Genomic DNA, 26213 nt, shown 5'->3' on the forward strand with positions numbered 1-26213 from the left:
CCCTTACCGATCATTCAATAAACGCGTGCGGATAGAAGCGCGACAGATCCTGGGTGATCAAATCGCGATCTTCGCGTATGCCGATGCCGGCTGGCAGATCGTTGATCAACCAGCTGCCAATCAGCGTATAGCTGTCACCGAATTTAGGCAGCGGATGGAACTGTTGCACAATCATCCCTTCCTCACCGTACGGCCCGTCAACGCGCGCAATCTCCTGACCGTTTTCTACGATGCGAATATTTGCTCCCTCGCGGGAAAATAGCGGCTTCACCACATATTTATCCATGTGGGGCACGTCATCTTCTGCAAACCAGGCGGGTAACAGGTTCGGATGATTAGGAAACATTTTCCACAGCAGAGGCAGCAGCGCTTTATTGGAAATGATGCTCTTCCAGCCCGGTTCCAGCCAGCGCACGCCAGCATCGGCCAGTTTGGTGGAGAACGTTTCGCGCAGCATAAATTCCCACGGATAGAGCTTAAACAGGTTACCAATCACCTGGTCATGGACATCGGTAAATTGCCCTTTTTCACCGAGGCCGATTTCATCCATATAAAGGAATTCAGTCGGCAGTCCGGCTTCCGTGGCGCAGTCCTGTAGGTATTGAATGGTGCCCCGATCTTCTTCAGAATCGCGGCAGCAGGCAAAGTGCAGCCAGCTAAAACCGTGCTGTTGATGCAGCTCACTAAAGCGTTCGATCAGCTTCTCCTGCAGGCTGTTGAACTGGTCGCTGCCTGCGGGTAGCTGACCTGCCTTCAGCTGGTCTTCCAGCCAAAGCCACTGGAAAAAAGCGGCCTCATACAGTGAGGTGGGCGTATCGGCATTGTTTTCCAGCAGTTTGGCCGGTGACTGACCATCCCAGGCGAGATCGAGTCGGGAATAGAGCGATGGCTGACCGCTTTTCCAGGATTCGCGCACAAAGTCCCACGTATGTTTGGGGATGCGGAATTTGGTGAGCAGCTCTTCGCTACCGGTAACCCGTTCTACCGCCTGCAAACACATCTGATGCAGTTCGCTGGTGACATCTTCCAGTGATTCAATTTGCTGCAAAGTGAACTGGTAGTAAGCATCTTCACACCAGTATGGTTCGCCGTGCATGGTGTGAAAGCGAAAACCATATTCAGTCGCTTTTTCACGCCAGCCCGGTCGTTCTGCAATGGCAATACGCTTCATCAGCGATTAGCCCCCCATGCTGCGGTTGGTGCTGGCAGCACTGCTACTGCTCCGCTGCATGGTGTTTTGTTTGGCGACGCTGTCACCAAAGCCACCGCGCGTTACGGTGCTGGTGGTCGCAGGTTTAGGAGCCATCGCACTTTTCGGCACCGTCATGGTACGGCCCGGTGTGGCGGCACCATAACTTTTACCCGTGGCATCAACAAATTTACCGTTGGCGGGGCTGGTGGGGGATTTTGAACTGAAAAGCGGCTGCTGCTGGCCGCCCATACCACCGCCCATCAGTCTGCCCATCATATAACCGGCCATCAGCGGCATCCAGAAGCTGCCGCTGGACTGAGATTCCGCATTGGTATTGCCAACCCCAGCCTGAGCCGGTGCCTGCTGACACTGGCCTTCGCCAAATTCTGCTACGCAGTCTGCGCGGCTGGCATATTTCGGCGCGGTTTTGGCCGCTTCTTCTTTAGCGCTGTTAAACGCCGTGGTGCACTGCGCGCTCTTGCCGGGGTTAGCAGCCGAGCAATCATCAGCATTTTGATACATTGATACGGTTTCGTCGGCCTGTTCACATGCGGCCAGCATAAATACAGCACTTACCGCCAGCGCCACCGGCGTTAAATGGCGGGCGCTCCAGCTTTTGCGAAAGGAGGCGTGATTAATCTGTTTAGTCCGTTTCATCAATTTTCGTCCTGTGCCCATAGGTAGCGCTTAGGATAGGGGAACTGCGGCGAAAAATGAAGCGATGGGGCCAGAGTGGCGGGGGATCTTTACTTAGCTATACGTTCAATGGTGTGGGAAGCGCCAGTCCTGTAAAAAGGGGCAGCGGGTGCTGCCCCGAAAGGGATTAATGACTGAAGGGATTATTGCTGGTGCGGGTAGCCGCCGGGCGGCTGGTGGCATTGGCTTTGCTGCTGCGTGACTCGTGAGCAGCGCCATCGGCACTGGCATCCTGCTGTGGATTCTCCGGGGCAACGGCGTCTGGCGCGGTAACCACGTCTTTACCCAGCTGGTTATTCAACGTCTGGAGGTCCTGTTCGTTAAGCGTACCCAGCGCAGACTTGATATTCAGCTGGTTTATCATATAGCTGTAACGCGCATTAGACAGCTGCTGTTTTGCATTGAACAGCGTCGTGGTGGCATCCAGCACATCGACGATGGTGCGGGTACCCACCGAATATCCGGCTTCCATTGCATCCAGCGAACTTTGTGCTGAAACAACGGCCTGTTTGTAGGCTGCAATACTACTGATTGAAGCATTCACGTTGTTGAACGAAGAGCGCACGGTCTGAACGGCAGTGCGGTGAGCGCCTTCGAGCTGTTCGCTGGCGGCGACAAAGGCATACTGCGCCTGCTTAACCTGTGAGCTGACTGAGCCACCGCTGTACAGCGGCAGGTTAAAGCTCAAACCGACCTGGTTACTGCCGCTGATATTGTCCTGATTGCTGGATGACTGGTTAGCTCGGCTTCCGCCGTAACGGTTGTTAGATAAACCGGTAGACGCGGTCAGATCCAGCGTTGGCATATGGCCAGTTTCGGATGAGCGAATTTGCTCACGCGCCAGATCCTGAGAAAGGCGTGCTGATAACAGACTCAGATTGCGATTTTCTGCTTCTTTTAGCAGAGCACTGACAGGCTGCGGTTTATCCGTTTTAAAGTTATCAACGTTCAGTGAGGCCAGGCTTGAATAGTAGTTGCCGGTGACCTGACGCAGGGTTTCCACTGCATTATCAAGCGCATTGCGTGCGGTGACTTCGCTGGCTAACACGGTATCGTACTGTGAGCGAGCATTCTGCACATCGGTGATGGCGACCAGACCTACGTTAAAGCGCTGTGTGGTTTGATCAAGCTGGCGATAAATAGACTGTTTTTGTGCCTCGGTATATGACAGGGTATCGATGGCATTCAGTACGTTAAAATAGGCGGTAGCGGTATTCAGGATCAACGTCTGCTGCGCGGTCTGCCAGGTGACATCCTGAATCCCTGCGGTCTTTTCCTGTAAGGTCAGTGCTCGCCATTTTGACATGTCAAAAATGGTTTGAGTGAGTTTCAGTGAGGCACTTTTGGTGTTGCTGTTAGAGCCACTGCTATCGCGGTAGCCGTTGGTGTAAGAATAGTCTGCCCCAAGGCCAAGCTGGGGTAACAGCGGGCTGCGTGCTTCATTAATTTTCTCAAATGCCGCATCACGATCGGCTGCTGAGCTACGAAGGTCAGGATTTGATAAACGCGCCTGCTGATATACCTGCAGCAGGTTTTCAGCCTGGCTGGCAACACTGAAGCCGCCCAGGCTCAGACCGATAAGTAAAGGGAGCAGTTTGTTCATTTGCATTCCTTGTAGTGCAGCAAAATTGCTATGGTAGCGCTGATGAAGGCCAAAAATTATCGCCGATAATAGCAGAGAGTCCGGATAAGGTAAGTTGGCTGAAAGTGCCATCCTTCTTTTAATTTACTCAAATAATTCATCAAGAACCAGACATCCGGCAGATTACTATTGAACTTAACATTTTCGCCACCATTTTGCAGGAGATGCACTGATGACAGCAGTTAACGATTATCCGGTCACTTTTACCAAAAACGATGTAGAAATCATTGCCCGCGAAACGTTATACCAAGGTTTTTTTTCGTTGCAACGTTACCGCTTCCGCCACCGTCTATTTAATGGGGGCATGAGCGGTGAAATCACCCGAGAAATTTTTGAGCGCGGTCATGCCGCAGTGCTGCTACCCTATGATCCGCAGCGCGATGAAGTGGTACTGATCGAGCAGATCCGTATCGCTACTTACGATACCAGCCCCACTCCCTGGGTGCTTGAGCTGGTGGCCGGTATGATTGAAGCGGGTGAAACGCCGGAAGCGGTGGCTCGCCGAGAGGCGGTAGAAGAAGCCGGTCTGACCGCCGGACGCATTAAACCGATTATCAATTATCTTTCCAGTGCGGGAGGAACGTCTGAACGGCTGGCGGTGTTTGTTGGTGAAGTGGATGCCAGCGTGGCGCAGGGAAACCACGGTCTGGAGGAAGAGAATGAGGATATTCTTGTGCATGTGGTGAGTCGTAGTCAGGCTTATCAATGGGTGGAACAGGGGAGAATTGATAATGCTGCTGCCGTTATTGCTTTGCAATGGCTGGAGCTGCACCATAGACAGTTACGCCTTGAGTGGAAAAACGAATAATGAAACGCTATGTCCCTGACTTTCCTGAAATGATGCGCGTCTGCGAAACAAATTTTGCGCAGCTACGCCGCTTATTGCCTAAAGAAGATCGGGCAGGCGAATCTGTTGCATATCAGGTCAACGGGGCCAGTTATCAGATCACTGTTCAGGAATCGACCCGTTATACCACGCTGGTGGAAGTCAGACAGACCGCACCGGCAGTCAGTTACTGGAGCCTGCCTTCCATGTCGGTACGCTTATATCATGACGCTATGGTGGCAGAAGTGTGTTCCACTCAGCAGATCTATCGCTTCAAAGCACGCTATGATTATCCTAATAAAAAGCTGCATCAGCGTGACGAAAAACACCAGATTAATCAGTTCTTAGCGGACTGGTTACGCTATTGTCTGTCCCACGGTGCAATGGCCGTGCCGGTCTGTTAGCGCCAACGACAGATTGTATGACGCAATAATCCGGGTTGCAGCCAACTCACCTGCAGCTTTTCGGCATAACTGGTAGCGATCTTACTTTAAGGACTTTGATTGGATAGCCTGTTAAAACTTCCTGTGGCGAGTGGGTCAAGAGTCAGGATTTTACAGATAACGGATACCCACCTTTTTGCAGGTAAGCATGAAACGCTGTTGGGGGTGAATACCTGGGCCAGTTTTGACGCGGTGCTGGAAGCTATCGTTGCAGAACAAGCGCACTATGACCTGATCGTTGCCACGGGCGATCTGGCGCAGGACCACTCGATGGAAGCCTATCAGCATTTTGCTGAGGGTATTGCTCGCTTGCCTGCGCCCTGCGTCTGGCTACCCGGCAATCATGACTATCAACCAATGATGTTCAGAACGTTGGGGGCATCCAGCATTGCTGACCAAAAGCAGGTGCTGGTAGGAGATCGCTGGCAAGCCGTGCTGCTGGACAGTCAGGTCTACGGGGTGCCTCACGGTGAACTGAGCGATTACCAGCTGGAATGGCTGGAACGGGCGATGGCCGCTGAACCGCAGCGTCACACGCTGATCTTACTGCATCATCATCCCTTGCCTTCCGGCTGCTCATGGCTTGACCAGCACAGTCTGCGTAATCCGCATATGCTTGATGCTGTTTTGCAGCGCTATCCGCTGGCAAAAACGCTGATATGTGGTCATATTCATCAAGAGCTTGACCTCAACTGGCAAGGACGACGCGTGTTGGCAACGCCGTCAACCTGCGTGCAGTTCAAGCCGCACTGTACTAATTTTACGATTGATGCCGAAGCGCCGGGCTGGCGCTATCTGGAACTGCATGAAGATGGCCGTCTGGAGACTGAGGTTCGGCGTCTGAACACCCGCATGTTTAACCCGGATCTCGACTCGGAAGGGTACTGACCTATGGCTACGTTGCTTTATCTGCATGGTTTTAACAGTTCGCCACGATCGGCTAAGGCGACCCAGTTCGGGCAGTGGCTGGCGCAGTATCATCCTGATATTCGCCTTTATGTGCCTCAGCTTCCGGCTTATCCGGCAGAGGCTGCTCAGCTGCTGGAGGATTTCGTGATGCAGTCGGCCGGCGAGCCGTTGGGGATTATCGGCTCTTCGTTGGGCGGCTATTACGCAACCTGGCTGTCGCAATGCTTTACCCTGCCTGCGGCGATCGTCAATCCCGCCGTGCGCCCATTTGAGCTGCTGGTCGATTACCTCGGTGAAAACGAGAACCCGTACACCGGCCAGCAATATGTGTTAGAGTCACGCCATATTTACGATCTAAAAGTCATGCAAATTGACCCGCTGGAGTCACCGGATTTGCTCTGGTTACTACAGCAAACGGGCGATGAAGTGCTCGACTACCGCCAGGCTCTGGACTATTACAGCGCCTGCCGACAGACGGTAGAACAGGGCGGAAATCATGCTTTTGTCGGATTCGAACGTCATTTCTCCGCCATCCTCGATTTCCTTAGCGTTAAGGATTGAGCCGAGCCGGAGTCTGGCCACGCATTTTTAGCCACCACTAATCAGATTGTTACCATGACCCAATCCAGCTACAACGCAGATTCCATTGAGGTTCTCAGCGGACTTGAACCCGTGCGTCGCCGCCCGGGTATGTACACCGATACCTCGCGCCCAAATCATTTAGGCCAGGAAGTGATCGATAACAGCGTGGATGAAGCGCTGGCCGGTCACGCCAAACGCGTGGAGGTGATCCTGCATCCCGACCAGTCACTGGAAGTGATTGACGACGGGCGCGGCATGCCGGTGGATATCCATCCCGAAGAGGGCGTACCGGCGGTTGAGCTGATTTTCTGCCGTCTGCATGCCGGAGGAAAATTCTCTAATAAAAACTATCAGTTTTCCGGCGGCCTGCACGGCGTGGGGATCTCGGTGGTTAACGCGTTGTCAAAACGCGTCGAAGTCACCGTACGCCGCAATGCCGAAGTGTATGAAATGGCGTTTGAGAATGGTGATAAAGTTCAGGAATTAACGGTTACCGGCACGGTCGGTAAGCGTAACACCGGTACTCGCGTACAGTTCTGGCCAGATGAGTCTTTCTTCGACAGTCCCCGCTTTTCGGTGTCGCGTTTAAGCCACCTGCTAAAAGCCAAAGCGGTGCTCTGTCCCGGCGTGGAAATCGTTTTTAAAGACAAGCTGAACAAAACCGAACAGAGTTGGTGCTACGCAGATGGTCTGACCGACTATCTGATGGAGGCGGTCAACGGCCTGCCCCTGCTGCCCGAAAAACCCTTTGTCGGGACATTCTCCGGAGATGTTGAAGCGGTAGACTGGGCGCTGCTATGGCTGCCGGAGGGGGGAGAGCTGCTGACCGAGAGCTACGTGAACCTGATCCCTACGATGCAGGGTGGCACTCACGTTAACGGACTGCGCCAGGGCTTACTGGATGCGATGCGCGAATTTTGTGAATACCGCAATATTCTGCCGCGTGGCGTGAAGCTGTCGGCGGAAGATATCTGGGATCGCTGTGCTTACGTGCTGTCGGTAAAAATGCAGGACCCACAGTTCGCCGGTCAGACCAAAGAGCGCCTGTCATCACGTCAGTGCGCCGCGTTTGTTTCAGGCGTAGTCAAAGATGCTTTCAGCCTGTGGCTGAATCAGAATGTCCAGGCGGCAGAAATGCTGGCCGAGCTGGCGATCTCCAGCGCCCAGCGCCGTATGCGTGCGGCAAAGAAAGTGGTGCGTAAAAAGCTCACCAGCGGCCCTGCGCTGCCGGGGAAACTGGCTGACTGCACCGCACAGGATTTGAGTCGAACCGAACTGTTTCTGGTGGAAGGGGACTCGGCGGGCGGTTCTGCCAAGCAGGCGCGCGACCGTGAATTCCAGGCGATTATGCCGCTGAAGGGTAAAATCCTGAATACCTGGGAAGTTTCCTCTGATGAGGTACTGGCCTCGCAGGAAGTGCACGATATTTCGGTGGCGATCGGCATCGATCCTGATAGCGAAGATCTCGGCCAACTGCGTTACGGGAAAATCTGCATTCTTGCCGATGCTGACTCCGACGGTCTACATATTGCGACTCTGCTATGCGCCCTGTTTGTGCGCCACTTCCGCATGCTGGTGAAAAATGGCCACGTTTATGTCGCCATGCCGCCTCTTTACCGCATCGACTTGGGCAAAGAAGTCTATTACGCGCTGGACGAAGAAGAGAAAGCGGGCATCCTTGAGCAGCTGAAGCGTAAGAAAGGCAAACCGGGCGTGCAGCGCTTTAAAGGGTTGGGTGAAATGAACCCGTTACAGCTGCGTGAAACCACGCTCGATCCTAACACCCGTCGTCTGGTGCAGTTAACGATAGGCGATGAGGATGTGGATCAAACGCTGGCGGTGATGGATATGCTGTTAGCGAAGAAACGATCCGAGGATCGCCGTAATTGGCTACAGGAAAAAGGCGACAGCGCCGAAGTCGAAGTCTAAAGCCGTTGCCGGGAAGATGTATCAACTGACAGAGAGCAGCCGGTGAAAATTACCCTGGAAGAGCTACGTGCGTGGGTGGTGGTGGTCGACAGCGGTTCGATCACCGCTGCCGCAGACCAGCTGAATCAGACGACATCCGGCATCAGTCGGGCGCTGAGTCGGCTGGAAAGCAAACTGCAAACGACCCTGTTGCATCGCACGACCCGCCGTATTGCGCTGAGCGAAGAAGGGCAGATTTTTTTGCAACATGCGCGGCAGATCATTCGTTCAGTAGAAGCCGCTGAAGAACAGATTGCCAGCGGCGAGAGATCCCCTCCGGGCGGCTGCGCATCAATGCCGCTACGCCGTTTATGTTACATGCGATCGTGCCGCTTATCCCCGAGTTCTCACGGCGTTTCCCGCTGATCCAGCTGGAGTTAAATACGGATGAGGTGGTAATCGACCTGCTAGAGCAGCAGACCGATATCGCTATCCGCATCGGTGAACTGCGCGATTCTACGCTGCATGCCCGCTCTCTGGGCAACAGCAAGCTACGTCTGGTGGCAAGTCCGGCCTATCTTGCCGAATGCGGCGAACCCGAGAGCGTGGCGGATCTGGTCGCCAATCACCGGTTGCTGGGGTTCTGCAATTTGGAACAGCATAATATCTGGCCGATCTGGCGCTCGGAAGGCGAATTATTGCATATCAAACCCACCATTAGCGCTTCCAGCGGTGAGACGTTGCGCCAGCTGGCGGTAAACGGCATGGGGATCGTGCGTATTTCCGATTTTCTGAGCCGTGAGGATGTGGCTTCTGGCCGTCTGGTGCCGGTACTGGAATCGCAAACCCATGAAATGCGCCATCCAATCCATGCGGTCTACTATCGTAACAGTACGCTTTCGGCACGTATCAGCTGTTTTCTTGATTATCTGGCCGAGCAGTTTGCCAGCAACACGCTGCTGTAAAAAGGCCGATCCACAGCATGGATCGGCCGTAACACCTCTGGCCAGTGTTATTTAACGGTGGGTTCCAGCACAAAGATTTTTACGTCAATAACATCATCCCTTATCGCAGCCCGGTGATGTTCCATGTGTCGCGCTTGCTGATGCTGTTCAAGATGACGCAGCGATTCCCAGTGTTCCACCATAAAAATCGAATGTGGGGAGTGCTGTTTCCAGGGGACTTGAGCCTTATGATCGATCAGTGCCTGGTAGCTTCCGCAGCCTTCCTCCGCCAGTACCATCGGGATCAGTTCCTCAATTGCCTGTAAAACGGCATTGCGGCGGCCTGGCCTGATACAAATTTCAGCGAGAACGGTCAGCATACGATTTCCTTTTTTCTACAAATCAGGTAATCAGTTAAGCAAAGATTTCGCTCAGATGAGTCCGATAGCGCACAATATCACCGGTGACATCTGGCTGTTTGATCACATCGTTACAGATAAAGGTCGGCAAAGCGTGCATGCCAAGGAATTGATTCGCCTTGTGAAAATGCAAATACAGGCCATCGACTCCCACGCCTTCAAAAAACTGCTGCGGATCGGTAAAGGCTTGTAAAGGGGCATTCCAGGTCAGGGACAACATATAATTTTTGCCCTGCAACAGACCGCCGGAGCCATATTGCTTTGCCGCATCGGTGCGGGTGCGGCCATCGCTGGCATAGAGTTTTCCATGGCCTTCGGTAAAGACTTCATCAATGTATTTCTTCAGCGTCCACGGCTCTCCCATCCACCAGCCCGGCATCTGATAGATGACGGTATCGGCGGCGAGATATTTTTCGACTTCGTCGGCTACCACGTAGCCATCATCCACAACGGTGATATTGACGTGATGACCCGCGTCACGCAGCAAGCTGGCGGCAATATCGGTTAAGGTGTGGTTTAGCTCACCTTTAGAGTGAGCAAAGGCTTTACCAGCATCAATAATAAGGATCTGTTTCATGAATATCTCGCAACGGTGGGCAATGAATGCGAGTCTACAGGACGGATATTGCCGAAAAAATGTGGTTTAGGTCACAATACTATTGCGTTTAAGGCAATAATCCGTAGTCATAAAGACCCATAACGAGAGAGAAAATGATGATGAAAACAGGGATTTTGGCTCTGATGTTAGTGGCAGGTAGCGCCAGTGCGCAATCGCATCTCGATAGGGTGATGCAGAGTAAAATCCTGACCGTTTGTACCACCGGGGACTATAAACCCTATACGTATCTGCGTGCGGATGGCAGCTATGAGGGGATCGATATTTCACTGGCGCAGTCACTGGCAAAAAGTCTGGGAGCGGAGGTGAAGTGGGTGCCAACTACATGGAAAACCCTGACCGACGACTTTATCAACAAACAGTGCGATGTGGCGCTGGGAGGCGTATCGGTCACCCTGAAGCGCCAGCAGAGCGCATGGTTTGCTAACCCGCTGGATAGCGATGGTAAAATTCCCCTGGTGCGCTGTGCAAATAAAAATAAATACCGCACCCTTGAGCAGATGAATAAGCCGACGGTGAGGGTGATCGAACCAGCGGGCGGCACCAATGAGGCTTTTGCACATGCTTATCTGCCGCAGGCTAACCTGACGTTGTTTCACGATAACGTGACGATCTTCCAGCAGCTGGTCGACAAAAAGGCGGACGTGATGATAACCGATGCCTCTGAAGCGCTCTATCAGCAGAAACGCTATCCACAGCTTTGCGCCATCAATCCTGACAAGCCTTTGCAGTACGGCGAGAAGACGTGGATGTTGCCGCGCGATGATATCAGCTGGAAGATGTACGTTGACCAGTGGCTACATCTGAGTAAAGCCAACGGCGAATACCAGATGATAGTGGGGCAATGGTTAGCGATGAAGGGCTGAACGAAAAGGCCGGAGCGCAATGCCTGGCCTTCACTCATGGAGCCTTCGGACAATGATGCCTCCCCATTTTTAGGTGATTCAGCGAAGGATCGCGGCGTAAATCCTGTTTCACCGCTGCATGATACTATTCGTTGCAGGCAGCCCCCCGCTTAACCACCGATCTCTGTGACAGACCCTTACCAGATAAGGTACTATCCTCGCCAAACTTACCGCTGTGGCGGTGCTGGCCCTGAACGCGCCGCGATATGAGGAAAAGATAAAGAATGAGTGACCTGACGCCGGATGGTGCAGAGCGTCTCGCCCTGCATGAGTTTACTGAAAATGCTTACCTTAAATATTCCATGTACGTCATCATGGATCGCGCGCTGCCCTATATTGGCGATGGGTTGAAGCCTGTCCAGCGCCGTATCGTGTATGCGATGTCGGAGCTGGGGCTGAGCAACAACGCTAAGTTTAAAAAATCGGCGCGTACCGTCGGGGATGTACTGGGTAAATACCATCCGCACGGTGACAGTGCCTGTTATGAAGCGATGGTGCTGATGGCGCAACCCTTCTCCTATCGCTACCCGCTGGTGGATGGCCAGGGAAACTGGGGCGCGCCGGACGATCCTAAATCTTTTGCGGCAATGCGTTACACCGAGTCGCGTTTGTCAAAGTATGCTGAAGTGTTGCTGGGGGAGCTGGGCCAGGGCACCGTCGACTATGTGCAGAACTTTGACGGCACCATGCAGGAGCCGTCGATGCTACCGGCACGCCTGCCGAATATTCTGCTGAACGGCACCACCGGGATTGCCGTCGGCATGGCCACCGACATTCCCCCGCATAACCTGCGGGAAGTGGCGAAAGCCGCCATCACGTTGATCGACAGCCCAAAAACCACTCTGGATGAACTGCTGGATATTGTCCAGGGGCCGGACTATCCGACCGAAGCGGAAATCATCACTCCGCGTAGTGAAATTCGCAAAATCTATCAGAACGGGCGCGGTTCGGTGCGTATGCGCGCGGTGTGGAAGAAGGAAGAGGGCGACGTGGTGATCACCGCGTTGCCGCACCAGGTTTCCGGCGCACGCGTGCTGGAACAGATCGCCGCACAGATGCGCAATAAAAAGCTGCCGATGGTTGAAGATTTGCGCGATGAGTCCGACCATGAAAACCCAACCCGGCTGGTCATCGTTCCGCGTTCCAATCGTGTGGACATGGATCAAGTGATGAATCACCTGTTCGCCACCACCGATCTGGAGCGCAGCTATCGTATCAATCTGAATATGATTGGGTTGAACAATCGTCCGGCGGTAAAAAATCTGCTGGAGATCCTCTCCGAGTGGCTGGTGTTCCGTCGCGATACCGTACGTCGCCGTCTGAATCATCGTCTGGAAAAAGTGCTGAAACGCCTGCATATTCTTGCCGGTTTGCTGGTGGCCTTTCTCAATATTGATGAAGTAATTGAGATTATCCGTGCCGAGGATGAACCTAAGCCGGTGCTGATGTCGCGCTTTGATATCTCAGAAATCCAGGCAGAAGCGATCCTTGAACTGAAACTTCGCCATCTTGCTAAACTGGAAGAGATGAAGATCCGTGGCGAACAGGATGAGCTGGAAAAAGAGCGCGCCCATCTGGAAGGTCTTCTGGCCTCCGAACGCAAAATGAATACCCTGCTGAAGAAAGAATTGCAGGCCGACAGCGATGCCTATGGCGACGATCGCCGCTCACCGTTGCGCGAGCGCGAAGAAGCAAAAGCGATCGGTGAGCATGAACTTATGCCGTCAGAACCGGTGACTATCGTCTTGTCACAGAGTGGCTGGGTGCGCAGCGCTAAGGGCCATGATATCGATCCCGCTGGCCTCAGTTACAAAGCCGGGGATAGCTTCCTCGGCGCGGCGCGCGGTAAGAGTAACCAGCCGGTTGTGTTTATTGACTCTACCGGGCGCAGCTATGCGCTTGATCCGGTGACGTTACCGTCAGCGCGCGGTCAGGGCGAACCGCTCACCGGTAAACTGACCCCGCCGCCGGGGGCGGTGGTAGAACAGGTGCTGATGGCTGAGGATACGCAGAAACTGCTGATGGCTTCTGATGCCGGTTATGGTTTTGTCTGCACCTTTGCCGATCTGGTGTCGCGTAACCGCGCTGGCAAGGCGCTGTTAAGCCTTCCGACAAATGCCAAAGTGATGGCTCCGTTAGCCATCCACAGCAATGACGATTTGCTGCTGGCGATCACCGCTGCTGGCCGTATGCTGATGTTCCCGGTGGGCGACCTGCCTCAGCTGTCGAAGGGTAAAGGCAATAAAATTGTTTCCATCCCTTCTGCCGAGGCGGCTTCAGGGGAAGATAAGCTGGCCTGGCTGCTGCTACTGACGCCCGAAAGCGATATTACCTTGCATGTCGGCAAACGTAAGCTGACGCTGAAAGCTGCTGATTTGCAGAAATTCCGTGCCGAGCGTGGTCGCCGAGGCACGCTGTTGCCGCGTGGCCTCCAGCGTATTGATCGGGTTGACGTGGAAGGTGCGGTGCGTGCAGCTGCCGTGGATAACAGCGGGGAGTGATCCTCTGTTTTATCTGAAAAATAGCTTAGTCAACTGACTGAATAGTATGATTTCTACTTTTAAGAAAGCGTATTGCTGTATCGTCAGGGCCTGGATGTTGGTGATTCGCACTGCGAAATACACCAGCGTCTGTGCTGCCTGAACGATGACGGGAATAAGGGATATGAGGTTCTGATGCTTGCTCTGTTACGAACAATTGTCGTCGTGGTTTACTCTCTGCTGGTGTGTATTTTTGGCTGTATTTACTGTCTGTTCAGCCCCCGGAATCCACGCCATGTGGCGACGTTTGGCCATCTTTTTGGTCGCCTTGCGCCGGTGCTTGGCCTCAAGGTTGAGCTGCGAAAGCCCGCAGGAGCTGAAAACTATCCGAATGCGATTTATATCTGCAACCACCAGAATAACTTTGATATGGTCACCGCCGCTGCCATCGTGCAGCCGACTACCGTGACCGTTGGCAAGACCAGCCTGCTGTGGATACCGTTTTTTGGCCTGCTTTACTGGCTGACCGGCAACCTGCTGATCGACAGGGGAAACCGCACCAAAGCGCATGGCACTATCGGTGAGCTGGTTGCGCAGTTCAAAAAGAAGAAAATCTCTTTCTGGATGTTCCCGGAAGGAACCCGCAGTCGTGGTCGTGGCCTGCTGCCGTTTAAGACCGGCGCGTTCCATGCTGCCGTTGCGGCTGGCGTGCCGATTATCCCGGTAGTGGTTTCCAACACTCATGGCAAAATTAAGTTGAACCGGCTGAAAAATGGTCTGGCGATTGTTGAAATGTTGCCGCCGGTAGATACCCAGGCCTTTGCCGACCAGTCGGTGCGTAAGCTGGCGACGCATTGCCGTGAGCTGATGTCCGCGAAGCTGGATGAGCTAAATGCCGAAGTCGCCGAACGCGAAGCCTCAGGTAAGCTATAAATTTAATGGCATCGCCATGCGGCCAGACCGTCCGCGCAGAATGATAAAAAGTAACGGGGCCACCGGGGTGGCCCATTTTTGGCTTACGGAGTGGGTATGTCCTTCAGTCGTCGTCAATTTCTTCAGGCCTCGGGCATTGCCCTCTGTGCTTCCTCTTTACCTTTCAGCGCCCGTGCCGCAGTACCGGGCATCGCGCTACCGATCCCTCCGCTGATTGAGTCACGTCGTGGGCAGCCGCTTTTTCTGACGCTGCAACGTAGCCATTGGTCATTTAACGGTAGCACTAAGGCGGCAGTCTGGGGAATTAACGGCCAGTATCTTGGCCCAACGGTACGGGTGTGGAACGGCGACGACGTGAAGCTGATATACAGCAACCGTCTGACTGAACCGGTGGCGATGACGGTCAGCGGTTTGCAGGTGCCGGGTGCGCTGATGGGCGGGGCCGCACGTCTGATGTCGCCTGGCGTTGACTGGGCGCCGGTCGTGCCGATCCGTCAGGCGGCGGCTACCTGCTGGTATCACGCCAATACGCCGAACCGTATGGCTCCGCACGTCTATAACGGGCTGGCAGGCATGTGGCTGGTGGAAGATGAAGTTAGTAAGTCCTTACAAATTCCTAACCACTACGGCGTCGACGATTTCCCGCTGATTATTCAGGACAAGCGTCTGGATAATTTTGGCACCCCGATGTACACCCCCTCCGGGAATGGCGGATTTGTTGGTGATATCCTGTTGGTCAACGGCGTACAAAACCCGTTTGTCGAAGTCTCGCGCGGCTGGGTGCGTCTCCGTTTGCTGAATGCGTCAAACGCGCGCCGCTATCTGCTGCGGATGAGCGATGACCGTCCATTCAATGTGATCGCCAGCGACCAGGGATTCCTGCCAGCACCGGTTGCGGTGTCACAGCTCTCATTGGCTCCGGGAGAGCGGCGTGAAGTGCTGGTGGATATGTCGCAGGGGAATGAAGTGGCGATCACCGCCGGTGAAGCGGCGGGTATTGTTGACCGCCTGCGTGGTTTCTTTGAGCCATCTTCTATTCTGACCTCAACCCTTATTCTCACGTTACGGCCTACCGGCCTGTTGCCGCTGATGACGGACAACTTACCGATGCGTCTGCTGCCCGATCAGATCATTGAAGGTGCGGTGAGCCGCACGCGTGAGTTACGTCTTGAGGATTCGCCGCCAGGCATTAACGGTGCTCTGTGGGATATGCTGCGCGTTGACGCCCAGGCGCAGCAGGGAAGTTATGAGCGCTGGACCATACACGCGGATACGCCGCAGGCGTTCCATATTCAGGGAGTGATGTTCCTGATCAAAAACGTCAATGGCGCGCAGCCGATGGCGGAGGATCGTGGCTGGAAAGATACCGTCTGGGTTGATGGCAATGTGGAGCTGTTTGTCTCCTTTACACAGCCATCGTCCGATCATTTCCCGTTTGTCTACTACAGCCAGACGCTGGAGATGGCCGATCGCGGAACGGCGGGGCAGCTGGTGGTCAACCCGACACCGCAGGCGGGCTGAATCAGCAGTGGGCGACCTTTATGGTCGCCCTGCATCTGCGGGTTAATCCAGTTCTTCCGGGTTCGGCCCAAGGCGCTTGCCCTGGTCCAGCGCGGTAATCTCGCTGATTTCCGTTTTTTCCAGACGAAAATCAAACACGTTGAAGTTCTCTTCAATACGTGATGGCGTGATCGATTTAGGGATCACCACCAGACCACTGTCCAGGTGCCAGCGAATAACTACCTGTGCCGGGGTTTTGCCATATTTTTTCGCCAGTTTCTTGATCTCTTCCCGGTCGAATACGCCTTTACCCCCCTGAGCCAACGGGCTCCATGACTCCGTCTGAATCTGGTGCAGGGCGTTCCATGCATGCAGAGTGCGCTGCTGTAACAGCGGATGCAATTCTACCTGGTTGATCACCGGCCTGACGCCCGTTTCGTCCATCAGGCGTTTTAAATGCGGTTCATTAAAATTGCAGACGCCAATGCTTTTGGTCAGCCCCTGCTGTTGCAGTGAGATCATCTGTTGCCAGGCGGCGACATAATTGTCTGTCTGCGGACACGGCCAGTGCATCAGGTAGAGATCGACACGCTCTAGCTGCAATTTTTTCAGACTGGTTTCCAGCGCCTGCTGTGCGTTCAGCTGATCGTCATTCCATAATTTGGTGGTGATAAAAATATCGTCGCGAGCAACATCGGTCTCCCGCAGTGCCTGGCCGATGCCTTCCTCATTTTTATAGATGGCGGCGGTATCGATGGAGCGATAGCCCACGGAAAGTGCTTTAACTGCCGCGCTGCGCGCCTCATCAATGCTGGCCTGCCAGACGCCCAGGCCGAGCTGCGGCATCCTGTTTCCGTCGTGTAATTTGATGATCGGTTGATTTGGCATGATATCTCCTGTTGTGCAGGTTAACCGGTGTACTGAAACCGATGGGTGAGATTAATTCTAGTTGATGCATAGATAAGCGGTGGGTGAGAAACAGACATTCGATGCGCGTGAGGGGGCGCAACGTGTTATTCAGTGCCCATTTCTCGCTGAATCTTGCCCAATCCTCCAAACTGCTGGAGAAAAGATCTGCCTCCGGTGATGATAGGCGCATGATTCTTTCAGCGAGCGGCTAACACCTATGGATCGAAAAATCGTCTGTGCCCGGCTGGCGCAACAGGTCACCCGTCTGGTGAAGCAGGATAAATTAAACCCGGTCCCGGGCATCACTCTGTTTCATTCCGAATCTGGCTCGGTACGTCAGCCGGTGATGTATAAACCGGCGATTGTGATTGTGTTCCAGGGCGAGAAAACCGGTTATCTCGGCCAGCGTGTTTTTCACTATGATGCCAGCAAATACCTGATGCTAACGGTACCGCTGCCGTTTGAATGCGAAACCTCTGCTACCCCTGAACTGCCGCTCGCCGGGCTGTCACTGCGGGTGGATGCGCTCCAGCTACAGGATCTGCTGATCGATATCGGTGAAGACGACGAGCTTCATCCGCCTCCGCTCACTCACGGCATCCACTCCGCGCTGCTAACGGAAGAGATGCTGTGTGCCACCGAACGCCTGCTGGATGCGATGGCGCATCCGCGCGATGCCCGCGTGCTCGGCCCATATATCGTGCGTGAAATTCTCTACCATGTGCTGCAAGGGCCCTGTGGCGGTGCGCTGCTGTCTCTGGTCAGCCGTCAAACGCAGTTCAGCCAAATAGCCCGCGCGCTGCGGCGCATTGAACATCATTTCACCGATAGCCTGAGCGTTGACCAGCTGGCGGCGGAGGCCAATATGAGCGTTTCGGCCTTCCATCATAACTTCAAGGCCGTCACCAGTACCTCTCCTTTGCAGTACCTGAAAAGTTACAGATTGCATCAGGCGAGGATCATGATGTTACAGGAAGGGATGAAGGCCGGCGTGGCGGCGCTGAAGGTCGGCTATGAAAGCCCGTCGCAGTTTTCGCGAGAATTTAAACGTTACTTCGGCGTGACGCCGGGAGAAGAAATGATGCGTATGCGCTATATGGGGTAGCGTTCACCACGCATTGTAACAGACGGTAACGGAGAAAATAACATGTAACGCACTGATAATTATTAACAAAATCTTAAAAAAATAAGTGATTGAGAAGATACTTAAAAAGCCATATATTGGCCGCGTTTTTAACAGTGGTAATTTTCCTTTAATTTAAATTTTCAACTGCGGCGTAACTGATACCCCCAGTTGTAGGAGTGATATGATGACGGATAAAGTCCGTATTGATAATTTAGGTGCGACTTCATTTGATGGTAACAATGAAACCTATTTGGCGCGACAAGCTGAATTTGAATCGAATGTCAGGAGTTATCCGCGCAAATTGCCGTTAGCCATTGCAAAGGCTGAGGGCGTGTGGATTTCTGATGTTGAGGGTAATCAATATCTTGATTGCCTGGCTGGTGCAGGTACGCTGGCACTGGGACACAACCATCCTGATATATTGCAAAGCATCCAAAATGTCATTACCAGCGGCTTGCCGTTACATACACTGGATCTGACTACGCCATTAAAAGATCGCTTCTCTGAATATTTGCTCTCTCTGCTGCCGGGCGAAGGCAAAGAGTATTGCCTACAGTTTACCGGTCCCTCCGGGGCTGATGCGGTTGAAGCCGCACTGAAGCTGGCGAAAAAGTACACCGGCCGTACCGGTGTGATCAGTTTCTCCGGTGGCTATCACGGCATGACACACGGCGCGTTGGCGGTAACCGGCAATCTGTCACCGAAAGAAGCGGTGAACGGCATGATCCCGGAAGTACAGTTTATGCCTTATCCGCATCAGTATCGTTGCCCGCTGGGCATCGGCGGCGAAGCGGGCGTACAGGCATTAACCTACTACTTTGAAAACCTGATCAACGACGTCGAGAGCGGCGTGCGTAAACCTGCTGCCGTTATTCTGGAAGCGGTGCAGGGCGAAGGTGGGGTTAATCCGGCTCCGGCAGAGTGGCTGCAACGCATCCGTAAAGTGACGAAAGAACACGGTATTCTGCTGATTATTGATGAAGTTCAGGCTGGCTTCGCGCGTACCGGAAAACTGTTTGCCTTTGAACATGCGGGTATTGAACCGGACATCATCGTGATGTCCAAAGCGGTCGGCGGCGGTTTACCGCTGGCGGTACTGGGTATCAAGAAGCAGTTCGACGCCTGGGAACCGGGTCATCATACCGGCACTTTCCGTGGCAACCAGCTGGCGATGGCAACCGGTCTGACTACCTTGCAGTATCTGAAAGATAATAAACTTGCCGATAAAGTCGCCGCACAGGGCGAATGGCTGAAAGCGCAGCTGGCTGAGTTACAAAAACGCTATCCGGTCATCGGTCATGTGCGTGGCCTCGGCCTGATGCTCGGGGTTGAGATCGTCAAACCTGGCGAAGCGCAGGATCACATGGGCTGCTACCCGGCTGATGGCGAGTTATCGGCTCTGCTACAGAAAAAATGCTTCGAGAACGGGCTGATCCTTGAGCGCGGCGGGCGTCACGGTTGCGTACTGCGTCTGTTGCCATCCCTGTTGATCTCCAATGAAGAGCTGGCGATTTTCCTCGATAAATTTGAAATGGCGCTGTTAGCCGCTGGCGTCAAGCCGGTTTGTGTGGAGTAAATTGATGTCCAGATTGAATCCTATTCTGGCCGCCAGCGCGCAAAGCCGCGAGGCATACCAGCAGGCGATAGCGCAAAGTAGCGAAGCCGTGGTGCAGTGGTTGCAACAGCCCGAAATGTATCAGGGCAAAACCGTTGCCGAACTGCGTGAACGTATTGCGCTGGATTTCAATCCTCAGGGCCTGGGCAACCAGGTCGCCATTGAGCGTGCGGTTGAATTCTTTTTGAAAGACAGCCTTGCGGTGCATCATCCGCAGTGCGTGGCGCATCTTCACTGCCCAAGCCTGGTGATCAGCCAGGCAGCCGAGGTGCTGATTAACGCCACCAACCAAAGCATGGACTCCTGGGATCAAAGCCCGTCAGCCACCCTCATTGAGATGAAGCTGATTGAATGGCTGCGTACCCGGGTTGGCTACCAGGCTGGCGATGCTGGCGTATTCACCAGCGGTGGCACCCAGAGTAACCTGATGGGTCTGATGCTGGCGCGTGACGCCTTCTTTGCCCGCCAGGGTCATTCCATCCAGCAGGATGGACTGGTGGGCGATCTGCGTAAGATTAAAGTGCTGTGCTCTGAAAACGCTCACTTCTCGGTACAGAAGAATATGGCGCTGATGGGGCTGGGCTATCAGTCGGTGACGTTGGTGAAAACCGACCGCTTCGCGCGCATGGATATCAATGATTTGGCGGAAAAAGTGGCGCAGGCCGAGGCCAACGGCGAACAGATCCTCGCGATCGTCGCTACCGCCGGAACCACTGATGCTGGTGCTATCGATCCGCTGCGTGACATTGCGCAACTGGCGGCAGAACATCAGATCTGGGTGCACGTTGATGCTGCATGGGGCGGCGCGCTGCTGATGTCTGAACAGTACCGTCACTATCTGGACGGGATTGAACTGGTGGATTCCATTACGCTGGACTTCCATAAGCAGTTCTTCCAGACCATCAGCTGCGGCGCTTTCCTGTTAAAAGAAGCGCGCCATTATGAGCTGATGCGTTATCAGGCCGCTTATCTGAACTCTGAGTTCGATGAAGCGCAGGGCGTACCCAACCTGGTCTCCAAATCGTTACAGACCACTCGCCGTTTCGACGCATTGAAACTGTGGATGGGCCTGGAAGCATTGGGCGAAAAACAGTATGCCGAGATCATCGATCACGGCGTCACGCTGGCACAGCAGGTTGCGCAGTATGTGGATGAGCTGGCGTCACTGGAGCTGGTCATGCAGCCGCAGCTGGCTAGCGTGCTGTTCCGCTACCGTCCGCAGCAGCTGGCTGACGGCAGTGATGCTGCCGTCGCGCTGCTTAACCAGCAGATTGGCGATGCGTTGCTGGAGTCCGGGCGAGCCAACGTTGGCGTCACTGAGTTTGCGGGCATCACCTGCCTGAAGATGACGTTGCTGAATCCGACGGTGAGCCTACAGGATATTAAACTGCTGCTGGCTCTGGTTGAACGCACGGCAGAACAATTGCAGAGTGCCTGATATCAGTGCGGCTGGGCGCATAGCCCAGCCCTCCGATCGTCCGAGCGGCATGAGCGCTTAATCTCGCCATGTCGTTACCGCTTCAGGCCCGATATTTATCGGGCCTTTTTACTGCGAACCACCACCGCAATACTGCCAATCAGCCCAATGGACAACATCACCAGCGGTAGCACCATCAGGCAGGCCATCATCTGATCTTCATGGCGCTTAATAAATGGCACCTGGCTTATGGCATAACCGAGGCCGACCAGAATCATCACCCACAGTAAACCGCTGAGCCAATTGAACAGCTGAAAACGCCCGTTTTTCAGGCCGGAAATCCCGGCAAGCGTAGGCAGGATAGTCCGAACGAACGCCAAAAATCGGCCAAGCAGCAGAGCCATCAGACCGTGACGATTGAACAGATGCCGGGCGCGCTGGTGATACTGTTCCGGCAGGTGGAACAGCCAGCTTTTCACCAGTTTGGTATTGCCCAACCAGCGGCCTTGCAAATAGCCCAGCCAACAGCCGAGACTGGCGGCCACGGTCAGGATCATCATGGTGGGGATAAAATCCATTACCCCTTTGGCGATCATGGCACCGGCTAATAGCAGCAGGCTATCGCCCGGTAAAAAGGCGGCCGGAAGCAGACCGTTCTCTAATAGCAATGTTAAAAACATCACTCCATAAACAATCCAAATGACGTTCGGATTGGCCAGCGCGGCAAAGTCCTGATGCCATAACGCCTTAACAATTTCGCACAGTACATCCATTTTTTTTCCCGTTTATTCCGTCGCTTTGATACCCAGTCTTGCGGCAGCAATGGCAGCTTGCTAACGCTATTTCGTCGCCAGCCCGCGAAGTGCCACCTGCCGTACTGCTAATAAGATTGGCTATTCTAACGTCATTACGCGCAAAGACATCGATGAAAGACACACAAATCGCAAGGTATCATCGATTCTTTTAGGCTTTATTGATGCAAACGTTCGAAACCCTTACGCAAATCGTCGATAAGATCTTCCACGTTTTCCAGCCCGATATGCACACGCACCAGGGTGCCGCTAAAGTCGATCGCGCCAGCAGGACGAATTGCCGCCAGCTCTTCGGGCTGATTGGCGAGGATCAGCGACTCATAACCTCCCCAGGAGTAAGCCATGCTGAAGTGGCTAAAATTATCCAGATAGTGCGCAAGCTGCGTATCGCCGATCTTTTCCTTTAAAACAAAGGAAAACAGACCGCTGCTGCCGGTGAAGTCGCGCTGCCAGAACGTATGGCCCTTGCACTGTGGCAAGGCAGGATGGTTGACCACCGCGACTTCCGGACGTTCAGCCAGCCACTGTGCCACCTGAATAGCGCTCTGTTCGTGCTGGCGCAGGCGTACTGCCAGGGTGCGCAGGCCACGGCTGGTCATATAAGCGGTATCGGCATCGACCATTTGCCCCATCAGGTAGGAATTTTCCCGCAGCTGTGCCCAACAGCGCTGGTTGGCAACGGCGGTGCCGATCATCGCATCGGAATGACCAATCAGATATTTTGTCCCGGCCTGAATAGAAATATCGACGCCGAAATCCAGAGCACGGAAGAGAATTCCTGCTCCCCAGGTGTTATCGAGCATAATGATCGCGTCTGGCGCTTTGCTGCGTACAGCCGCAACGATGGCCGGGACATCCTGCACTTCCATCGTAATGGAAGCCGGAGACTCAAGAAAAACGACGCGCGTGTTCGGCTGCACCTGCTCGGCGATTTCGCACCCTAAGCTGTGGTCAAACCAGGTGGTGCTGACATTCATCTTGCTGAGGATCTTGGTACAGAAGTCCTGCGTGGGTTCATACACGCTGCCGCTCATTAACACGTTGTCTCCAGCAGAGACAAAGGCAAGGATGGCATTGGCCACCGCTGCCGCACCGCAGGGATAGAGCGCGCAGCCTGCGCCGCCCTCCAGTTCAGTCATCGCCTCCTGCAACGAAAAATGGGTCAGGGTGCCACGGCGACCATAGAACAGTTCGCCGTCTGCACGTCCTGCCGTAGCGCGTTTTTTCTCGGCGACGTTTTCAAATACCAGCGATGAAGCTCGCTGAATAACCGGGTTTACCGAACCCTGGGTATAACGTTTGCTGCGCCCGGCACTGACGAGTGCCGTTTCAATTTTTTTGCTGGTCATGGAAATCCTGTGTCCTTTGCTGCCCTGTTTCAACGTTAACACGCCAGCCGCCGCGACGATATTAAGCCGATGGATAAGTGACAAAAAAATACCGCCCTGATAGCCATAGGCACGCAGGGAAAAAGTGTAAAAAACGCCCCGTTTAAGGTAAATAGTAATGAGACACACTATCAATTCCCGACTGTTTTGGTATCATTCGCACTGGAATTTTTTAGGTCAGCAATCAGACCTTGGAGACGCAGCGTGACAAATAATTTGATGCAGATGGACCTGTCCGTCTGGGGCATGTACCAGCATGCAGACATCGTGGTAAAAGCGGTGATGATTGGGCTTCTGTTGGCATCGGTTGTTACTTGGGCGATTTTCTTCAGCAAAAGTATCGAATTAAGCCGCGCGCGCAAGCGTATTAAGCGTGAGCAGGCCCTGCTAAGCGATGTGCGTTCGCTGGAAAATGCAGCGCAAACCTGTGACGGTTTTCATCGCCAGAGCCTCAGCCGTTTGCTGGTTAATGAAGCGGTAAACGAGCTGGAGCTGTCCACCGGTTCTGACGACAACAACGGCATTAAAGAGCGTACCGCCTTCCGCCTTGAGCGCCGAGTGGCAGCCATCAGCCGCCATGCGGGCCGGGGTAACGGTTTTCTTGCCACTATCGGTGCGATAGCGCCGTTCGTCGGTCTGTTCGGAACCGTTTGGGGCATCATGAACAGCTTTATCGGCATTGCTCAAACCCAGACGACGAATCTGGCGGTTGTCGCTCCCGGTATCGCCGAAGCGCTGTTGGCTACCGCCATTGGTCTGGTTGCGGCCATTCCTGCGGTGGTGATCTATAACGTCTTTGCACGCACTATCGGTAGCTATAAAGCCTCACTCGGGGATGTCGCGGCGCAAGTTCTGCTGTTGCAAAGCCGTGATCTCGACCTCGGATCCAGTGAAAGCGCTCACCGCGTTCAGCCTGCTCAGAAGCTGCGGGTGGGTTAAGCATTATGGCAATGCGATTGAACGAAGATCTCGATAGCAACGGTGAAATGCACGACATTAACGTGACGCCGTTTATCGATGTGATGCTGGTGCTGCTGATTATCTTTATGGTCGCCGCCCCGCTTGCTACCGTTGACGTGCGTGTCGATCTGCCTGCTTCTACCAGTGCGCCACAGCCGCGCCCGGAAAAACCGGTGTACCTGTCAATTAAAGCGGATAAACAGCTGTTTATTGGCAATGATGCGGTAAGTGAAGAGACGCTGATCGAGACCCTGATACAGCAGACCGAAGGCAAGAAAGAGACCACCATTTTCTTCCAGGCTGATAAGTCGGTGGATTACGAAACGCTGATGAGCGTAATGGATAAACTGCGCCAGGCCGGATACCTGAAGATTGGTTTGATGGGCATGGAAACTGCCAGCAAATAACCTGGCGGTGGATGCAACGTTTATCAGGGCGGCTCATTGAGCCGCCCTTAATTTTATACCTCGATAGCCGGTTCCAACAGGCGCTTCACCTGATACTGTTTCACCAGCCGCTTAATAATCAATGTTCCGATCAGGCCGCATATGGCGGCGAAAGAGAGCCACACGCCCGGCATCGCTTTATCCCCCGTCACATGGATCAGATAGCTACACACTGCCGGAGTAAAGCCGCCAAACAGTGCCGTCGCCAGACTGTAAGCCAGCGAGAATCCGGTCGCGCGCACCTCGGCGGGCATCACCTCTGCCAGGTAGACTACCATCGCTCCGTTGTAACTGCCGTAAAGGAAAGAGAGCCAGAGTTCGGCCGTCAGCAGGTGCGCTAAGCTCGGCGATCCGACCAGCCAGTGCAGTACCGGCCATGCGGTGGCGATCATCAGCACGGTAAACAGCAGCAGCAGCGGACGGCGGCCAACCCGGTCGGACAGTGAACCCATTACCGGTAACCAGAACAGGTTAGATATACCCACGCACAGGGTCACCATAAAGCTCTGTTTATCGCTGATCATCAGCACGGTTTTGCCGAATGTTGGCGTGTAGGCGGTAATCATATAAAACATCACGGTGGTCGTGACCACCATCAGCATGCCAGCCAGTACCAGCGCCCAGTTGCGCGCTACCGAGTGAACAATCTGGCGTATGGAGGGGTGGTGCTTGCGCTGGCTGAATGCTTCCGTCTCTTCCAGCATGCGGCGGATCCAGAACAGGAATGGCACGATCAGACAGCCAACGACAAACGGTATGCGCCAGCCCCAGTCGGTCACTTCACCTTTATCCAAAAGGTGGTTCAGCAGCAGGCCGAGCAGCGCGGCAAAGATCACGGCAATCTGCTGGCTGGCGGACTGCCAGCTGACGTAGAACCCTTTTTTCCCCTTTGGCGCAATTTCCGACAGATAAACCGACACGCCGCCCAGTTCGACCCCGGCCGAGAACCCTTGTAACAGACGACCCAACAGGATCATTATCGGTGCCGCCATTCCGAGCGTGCTGTAACCAGGCGTGAGCGCGATGGACAGCGTGCCAAGCGCCATTAATCCGAGGGTAAGTAACAGACCTTTGCGACGTCCGTGCCTGTCGATATATGAGCCGAGGATGATGGCTCCCAGCGGACGCATGAGGAAGCCCGCACCAAAGGTCATTAGCGTCAGCATCAGCGAGGCAAAGGGATCATCACCGGGGAAAAAGGTTTTGGCAATGGCAGTGGCATAATAGCCAAATACCATAAAATCATACATTTCGAGGAAGTTACCGCTGGTAACGTTGAAGATACGTCGGGCACCGCTTTGAGGTGAGGTGGATTGGCTTACATGTGAGGTCATTAACGTTTCCTTATGTTTTTCACCCTTTTAGCCTGGCAGCGGCGGTTTTAATGTGATTACGATCTGCTTTCTAAATTGTAAATGATACATTTTTGTAACAAAAATATAACAAGATACCCTGTCTTAGGGGTGAGCCGGGCTGGATGCACAGGAAGCGTTTTCCTACACAGGGAGCCGTTTGGAGTTGGTGTTGTGAAGAGAGGTCATTGCA

The 26213-nt window shown here is 54.0% G+C and carries 23 protein-coding genes and 1 pseudogene; 15 read left to right on the forward strand and 9 right to left on the reverse strand.

Annotation, left to right across the window (positions count from 1 at the left end; translation table 11 throughout):
- Nucleotides 1–10 precede the first annotated feature (10 nt).
- The 3 genes from EPIR_RS02190 to tolC form a co-directional block, all read right to left on the reverse strand.
- On the reverse strand, nt 11–1171 hold the full coding sequence (locus tag EPIR_RS02190) for a glutathionylspermidine synthase family protein (protein ID WP_023653657.1): 1161 nt from the start codon (nt 1169–1171) through the stop codon (nt 11–13).
- Between the two features lie 6 nt (nt 1172–1177).
- Nucleotides 1178–1849 (reverse strand): DUF1190 family protein, encoded by a 672-nt coding sequence (locus EPIR_RS02195; protein WP_023653658.1) that lies wholly within the window; start codon nt 1847–1849, stop codon nt 1178–1180.
- A gap of 166 nt (nt 1850–2015) precedes the next feature.
- Entirely contained in the window at nt 2016–3491 is a 1476-nt protein-coding gene (gene tolC / locus EPIR_RS02200) for an outer membrane channel protein TolC (protein ID WP_023653659.1), read from the reverse strand.
- A 211-nt stretch (nt 3492–3702) separates the two neighbouring features.
- On the opposite strand from tolC, the gene nudF reads away from it, so the two are divergent.
- The 6 genes and pseudogenes from nudF (at nt 3703) to EPIR_RS02230 (ending at nt 9163) form a co-directional block, all read left to right on the forward strand.
- Nucleotides 3703–4338: an ADP-ribose diphosphatase gene (nudF, locus tag EPIR_RS02205; protein ID WP_023653660.1), complete on the forward strand. Its 636-nt coding sequence runs from the start codon at nt 3703–3705 to the stop codon at nt 4336–4338.
- A complete protein-coding gene (locus EPIR_RS02210) occupies nt 4335–4760 on the forward strand; it encodes a DUF1249 family protein (protein ID WP_072066005.1) in 426 nt (141 codons plus the stop codon). The genes nudF and EPIR_RS02210 overlap by 4 nt, the downstream gene beginning before the upstream one ends.
- 99 nt (nt 4761–4859) lie before the next feature.
- Complete coding sequence (gene cpdA, locus EPIR_RS02215) at nt 4860–5687, forward strand: 3',5'-cyclic-AMP phosphodiesterase (protein ID WP_023653662.1); 828 nt, start codon at nt 4860–4862, stop codon at nt 5685–5687.
- A gap of 3 nt (nt 5688–5690) precedes the next feature.
- Nucleotides 5691–6269, forward strand: a complete 579-nt coding sequence (gene yqiA, locus EPIR_RS02220; protein WP_023653663.1) for an esterase YqiA — start codon at nt 5691–5693, stop codon at nt 6267–6269.
- 54 nt (nt 6270–6323) lie between these two features.
- Nucleotides 6324–8219 carry a DNA topoisomerase IV subunit B gene (parE, locus tag EPIR_RS02225; RefSeq protein ID WP_023653664.1) on the forward strand — a complete coding sequence of 632 codons (1896 nt, stop codon included), beginning with the start codon at nt 6324–6326 and terminating at the stop codon, nt 8217–8219.
- Nucleotides 8220–8261: 42 nt separating this feature from the next.
- Nucleotides 8262–9163: pseudogene (locus tag EPIR_RS02230) on the forward strand (LysR family transcriptional regulator).
- Between the two features lie 47 nt (nt 9164–9210).
- Here EPIR_RS02230 and EPIR_RS02235 read toward each other — a convergent pair.
- Together EPIR_RS02235 and EPIR_RS02240 are read right to left on the reverse strand one after the other, a co-directional pair.
- Nucleotides 9211–9522, reverse strand: coding sequence for a putative quinol monooxygenase (locus EPIR_RS02235; protein ID WP_023653667.1), 312 nt, complete (start codon nt 9520–9522; stop codon nt 9211–9213).
- A gap of 34 nt (nt 9523–9556) precedes the next feature.
- Nucleotides 9557–10138: an NAD(P)H-dependent oxidoreductase gene (locus EPIR_RS02240; RefSeq protein ID WP_023653668.1), complete on the reverse strand. Its 582-nt coding sequence runs from the start codon at nt 10136–10138 to the stop codon at nt 9557–9559.
- A 134-nt stretch (nt 10139–10272) separates the two neighbouring features.
- On the opposite strand from EPIR_RS02240, the gene EPIR_RS02245 reads away from it, so the two are divergent.
- The 4 genes from EPIR_RS02245 to ftsP all read left to right on the forward strand — a co-directional run bounded on the left by EPIR_RS02245 (nt 10273) and on the right by ftsP (nt 16016).
- Nucleotides 10273–11043, forward strand: coding sequence for a transporter substrate-binding domain-containing protein (locus EPIR_RS02245; RefSeq protein WP_048696719.1), 771 nt, complete (start codon nt 10273–10275; stop codon nt 11041–11043).
- Between the two features lie 263 nt (nt 11044–11306).
- Entirely contained in the window at nt 11307–13583 is a 2277-nt protein-coding gene (gene parC / locus EPIR_RS02250) for a DNA topoisomerase IV subunit A (protein WP_023653670.1), read from the forward strand.
- A 174-nt stretch (nt 13584–13757) separates the two neighbouring features.
- Nucleotides 13758–14495 carry a 1-acylglycerol-3-phosphate O-acyltransferase gene (locus EPIR_RS02255; RefSeq protein WP_023653671.1) on the forward strand — a complete coding sequence of 246 codons (738 nt, stop codon included), beginning with the start codon at nt 13758–13760 and terminating at the stop codon, nt 14493–14495.
- A gap of 96 nt (nt 14496–14591) precedes the next feature.
- Complete coding sequence (gene ftsP / locus EPIR_RS02260; RefSeq protein ID WP_023653672.1) at nt 14592–16016, forward strand: cell division protein FtsP; 1425 nt, start codon at nt 14592–14594, stop codon at nt 16014–16016.
- Nucleotides 16017–16058: 42 nt separating this feature from the next.
- Here the strand turns inward: ftsP and dkgA are convergent, their stop codons facing one another.
- A complete protein-coding gene (gene dkgA / locus EPIR_RS02265; protein WP_023653673.1) occupies nt 16059–16883 on the reverse strand; it encodes a 2,5-didehydrogluconate reductase DkgA in 825 nt (274 codons plus the stop codon).
- A 238-nt stretch (nt 16884–17121) separates the two neighbouring features.
- Here dkgA and EPIR_RS02270 point away from each other — a divergent pair, with 238 nt between their 5' ends.
- The 3 genes from EPIR_RS02270 to EPIR_RS02280 all read left to right on the forward strand — a co-directional run bounded on the left by EPIR_RS02270 (nt 17122) and on the right by EPIR_RS02280 (nt 21083).
- Nucleotides 17122–18009, forward strand: coding sequence for an AraC family transcriptional regulator (locus tag EPIR_RS02270; protein WP_023653674.1), 888 nt, complete (start codon nt 17122–17124; stop codon nt 18007–18009).
- 202 nt (nt 18010–18211) lie between these two features.
- The gene (locus tag EPIR_RS02275; RefSeq protein WP_023653675.1) at nt 18212–19606 is read left to right on the forward strand and encodes a diaminobutyrate--2-oxoglutarate transaminase; all 1395 of its coding nucleotides are present in this window, start codon (nt 18212–18214) and stop codon (nt 19604–19606) included.
- A gap of 4 nt (nt 19607–19610) precedes the next feature.
- Complete coding sequence (locus EPIR_RS02280) at nt 19611–21083, forward strand: pyridoxal phosphate-dependent decarboxylase family protein (RefSeq protein ID WP_023653676.1); 1473 nt, start codon at nt 19611–19613, stop codon at nt 21081–21083.
- A 95-nt stretch (nt 21084–21178) separates the two neighbouring features.
- Here EPIR_RS02280 and EPIR_RS02285 read toward each other — a convergent pair whose 3' ends face one another.
- Both EPIR_RS02285 and metC read right to left on the reverse strand, forming a co-directional pair.
- Entirely contained in the window at nt 21179–21835 is a 657-nt protein-coding gene (locus tag EPIR_RS02285) for a DedA family protein (RefSeq protein WP_023653677.1), read from the reverse strand.
- A 197-nt stretch (nt 21836–22032) separates the two neighbouring features.
- Nucleotides 22033–23223: a cystathionine beta-lyase gene (gene metC / locus EPIR_RS02290; RefSeq protein ID WP_023653678.1), complete on the reverse strand. Its 1191-nt coding sequence runs from the start codon at nt 23221–23223 to the stop codon at nt 22033–22035.
- Between the two features lie 243 nt (nt 23224–23466).
- Here metC and exbB point away from each other — a divergent pair, with 243 nt between their 5' ends.
- Nucleotides 23467–24201 (forward strand): tol-pal system-associated acyl-CoA thioesterase, encoded by a 735-nt coding sequence (exbB, locus tag EPIR_RS02295; RefSeq protein ID WP_023653679.1) that lies wholly within the window; start codon nt 23467–23469, stop codon nt 24199–24201.
- Between the two features lie 5 nt (nt 24202–24206).
- Nucleotides 24207–24629 (forward strand): TonB system transport protein ExbD, encoded by a 423-nt coding sequence (gene exbD / locus EPIR_RS02300; protein WP_023653680.1) that lies wholly within the window; start codon nt 24207–24209, stop codon nt 24627–24629.
- 53 nt (nt 24630–24682) lie between these two features.
- Here the strand turns inward: exbD and tcuC are convergent, their stop codons facing one another.
- On the reverse strand, nt 24683–26002 hold the full coding sequence (tcuC, locus tag EPIR_RS02305; protein ID WP_023653681.1) for an MFS transporter: 1320 nt from the start codon (nt 26000–26002) through the stop codon (nt 24683–24685).
- Between the last annotated feature and the right edge of the window lie 211 nt (nt 26003–26213).

Origin of the sequence: Erwinia piriflorinigrans CFBP 5888 (genome assembly GCF_001050515.1) — a bacterium.
GTDB classification, from domain to species: domain Bacteria; phylum Pseudomonadota; class Gammaproteobacteria; order Enterobacterales; family Enterobacteriaceae; genus Erwinia; species Erwinia piriflorinigrans.

Coding starts and splice junctions, on each gene's coding strand:
- metC (WP_023653678.1), bottom strand. CDS start 23,223: ATGACCAGCAAAAAAATTGAAACGGCACTCGTCAGTGCCGGGCGCAGC.
- parE (WP_023653664.1), top strand. CDS start 6,324: ATGACCCAATCCAGCTACAACGCAGATTCCATTGAGGTTCTCAGCGGA.
- EPIR_RS02235 (WP_023653667.1), bottom strand. CDS start 9,522: ATGCTGACCGTTCTCGCTGAAATTTGTATCAGGCCAGGCCGCCGCAAT.
- EPIR_RS02285 (WP_023653677.1), bottom strand. CDS start 21,835: ATGGATGTACTGTGCGAAATTGTTAAGGCGTTATGGCATCAGGACTTT.
- EPIR_RS02245 (WP_048696719.1), top strand. CDS start 10,273: ATGATGATGAAAACAGGGATTTTGGCTCTGATGTTAGTGGCAGGTAGC.
- yqiA (WP_023653663.1), top strand. CDS start 5,691: ATGGCTACGTTGCTTTATCTGCATGGTTTTAACAGTTCGCCACGATCG.
- tolC (WP_023653659.1), bottom strand. CDS start 3,491: ATGAACAAACTGCTCCCTTTACTTATCGGTCTGAGCCTGGGCGGCTTC.
- EPIR_RS02195 (WP_023653658.1), bottom strand. CDS start 1,849: ATGAAACGGACTAAACAGATTAATCACGCCTCCTTTCGCAAAAGCTGG.
- EPIR_RS02190 (WP_023653657.1), bottom strand. CDS start 1,171: ATGAAGCGTATTGCCATTGCAGAACGACCGGGCTGGCGTGAAAAAGCG.
- exbD (WP_023653680.1), top strand. CDS start 24,207: ATGGCAATGCGATTGAACGAAGATCTCGATAGCAACGGTGAAATGCAC.
- EPIR_RS02270 (WP_023653674.1), top strand. CDS start 17,122: ATGGATCGAAAAATCGTCTGTGCCCGGCTGGCGCAACAGGTCACCCGT.
- dkgA (WP_023653673.1), bottom strand. CDS start 16,883: ATGCCAAATCAACCGATCATCAAATTACACGACGGAAACAGGATGCCG.
- EPIR_RS02275 (WP_023653675.1), top strand. CDS start 18,212: ATGATGACGGATAAAGTCCGTATTGATAATTTAGGTGCGACTTCATTT.
- EPIR_RS02280 (WP_023653676.1), top strand. CDS start 19,611: ATGTCCAGATTGAATCCTATTCTGGCCGCCAGCGCGCAAAGCCGCGAG.
- EPIR_RS02255 (WP_023653671.1), top strand. CDS start 13,758: ATGCTTGCTCTGTTACGAACAATTGTCGTCGTGGTTTACTCTCTGCTG.
- tcuC (WP_023653681.1), bottom strand. CDS start 26,002: ATGACCTCACATGTAAGCCAATCCACCTCACCTCAAAGCGGTGCCCGA.
- nudF (WP_023653660.1), top strand. CDS start 3,703: ATGACAGCAGTTAACGATTATCCGGTCACTTTTACCAAAAACGATGTA.
- parC (WP_023653670.1), top strand. CDS start 11,307: ATGAGTGACCTGACGCCGGATGGTGCAGAGCGTCTCGCCCTGCATGAG.
- ftsP (WP_023653672.1), top strand. CDS start 14,592: ATGTCCTTCAGTCGTCGTCAATTTCTTCAGGCCTCGGGCATTGCCCTC.
- EPIR_RS02240 (WP_023653668.1), bottom strand. CDS start 10,138: ATGAAACAGATCCTTATTATTGATGCTGGTAAAGCCTTTGCTCACTCT.